Here is a 2,185-nt window from a genome sequence, read left to right on the forward strand (position 1 = left end):
TTATTACAGATCCTCTTGACAAGGCAGGTCTTAAGATAACAGATATAGATAAATATTCAGTGGAAATGCAAAACCCTGACATAACAAAGCCTGCAGGAGCAGGTAACGTTCCTGAATCAAACTATAAGATGATAGGTGCCCTTGGAGTAAAGAGAAAAGACATAGAAAGAAAAGACCTCTTGGGTTTCGTCAAGGAACACGGAATGAACGGATGGGCTCCAACCCAGGGACATATTCCTTCGGGAGTTCCATATATTGGATTTGCAATGGAAGACCTTACATCAGGAGACCTTAACAAGGCAATGATTGTGGGAAAAGGAAGTCTCTTCCTTGGAAGAATGACAAACCTCTTTGACGGTGTATCTGTAATCCTCGAAAGAAACCCCGGTGCATCGGATGAGGCACCAGAAAGCACAGTGTCTCAGGAAGCTGTTAAAAAAATGATAGCTGAAGCAATGAGAGGATTTGCATCACAAATGCTTGGCGAGGAGTGATGAAATGGAAGAAAAGAAGATAAAACAACTCATTGGAAAAACAATGCTTGATATAGCAGAAGCAATAGAAACAGGATCATTTGGCGATAAAACCAAGGTAGGAATAACAATCCTTGGAAGCGAGCACGGTACTGAAAACCTCATCAAGGGTGCGGAGCTTGCAGCAAGGAACAACCCGGACATGGAAGTGGTTCTCATAGGACCGAAGAATGATTCAAAACTTGAAACAGTTGAAGTAGACTGTGAAGAAGACATGCACAAGAAAATGGAAGAGCTTCTGGACAATAAATATATTAGTTCATGCGTAACCATGCACTACAACTTCCCAATAGGAGTATCAACAGTAGGAAAGGTATTCACTCCGGGAATGGGAAAAGAGATGTATCTTGCAACCACTACCGGTACATCATCGGTACATAGAAGTGAAGCAATGGTAAAAAATGCACTTCATGGAATAATAACTGCAAAATCAATGGGAATTGAAAACCCAACAATTGGGATACTAAACCTTGACGGAGCAAGACAGGTTGAAAGAGCACTTAAGGATCTAGACTCAAGGGGATATGAAGTGAACTTTGCTGAATCCATGAGAGCAGATGGTGGAGCCGTAATGAGAGGAAACGACCTTCTCTGCGGAACGGCAGATGTAATGGTAACAGACACTCTTACAGGAAATATCATGATGAAGGTATTCTCCTCATTCACAACAGGAGGAAGCTATGAAGCATCAGGCTTCGGCTACGGACCTGGAATAGGTGAAGACTATAATAGGACAATTCTTATCCTTTCAAGGGCATCTGGAGTACCTGTAGTTGCAAATGCACTTTCATATGCAAAGGACCTTGCAAAGGGAAGGCTTGCAGAGAAATGCAGTACAGAGTTTGAAGCAGCAAAAAAGGCAGGACTTGAAAAAATACTAGAATCACTTAAGGAAACGAAGAAATCAGAAGCAAAAGAAGAAGTGAAAATGCCTGAAAAGGAAACTGTAACTAGTCAGATAGCTGGAATAGATATAATGGACCTTGAGGATGCAGTAACGGCATTATGGAAGGAAGACATATATGCTGAAAGCGGCATGGGGTGTACAGGACCTATTGTCAGAGTTAGTGAAGCAAGGCTGGAAGCTGCAAGGGCAGCATTGGTGAAAGCAGAGTATCTGGCTGAATAAATTAGGATTTAGGAAACGGTTATGAAGGTCATCACCCCTCTACTACTTGTGTTACAACGGGTTCCGTTTTGAGGTGCATGACAGTAAAATCGCATAGAAAATCACAGAATAATTGCCTGTTTTTCGCAGGTGGTTATTTTTTTATAAACATTGCAATTACTAAATAATTCTTTCTTTCTGTGGTAAAAATATAATATAAATAGCGGAATTTTAACAGTAATATTTTTGGTTTTTAGGAAACAATAACTTTATTGTTAGAGTAGTTTTGAAAAAATAGCGCTAAAAACTTGCTAAAAAACTGCTAAAATACTGCTGAAAATATGTTATTTCGATTGATCAAGTGGGTGAGTTTAACATTATAGCGTTTATAGCATAAATAAAAATGTGCTTATATCAATAGGTTGGCTATACGGCTTTGAACTAATATTAAGTGGCTATTAGAGCTATGATTTTATGGTTTGAAGCCATTTGTTTTGTTAAGTAATAGAGTTGGGTCGCTTGCTTGAAAACCACTTGCTCACAC

The 2,185-nt window shown here is 39.5% G+C and carries 2 protein-coding genes; both read left to right on the forward strand.

Going from position 1 to position 2,185, the window contains the following annotated elements; translation table 11 throughout:
- The coding region (locus AC3AX0_RS08555) for a DUF5940 domain-containing protein (protein WP_487549879.1) at positions 1–494 on the forward strand (494 nt) is incomplete at its 5' end.
- 4 nt (positions 495–498) lie between these two features.
- A complete protein-coding gene (grdD, locus tag AC3AX0_RS08560) occupies positions 499–1,662 on the forward strand; it encodes a glycine/sarcosine/betaine reductase complex component C subunit alpha (RefSeq protein WP_487549880.1) in 1,164 nt (387 codons plus the stop codon).
- Positions 1,663–2,185 lie beyond the last annotated feature (523 nt).

The sequence above is a fragment of the Dethiosulfatibacter sp. genome, assembly GCF_983023055.1.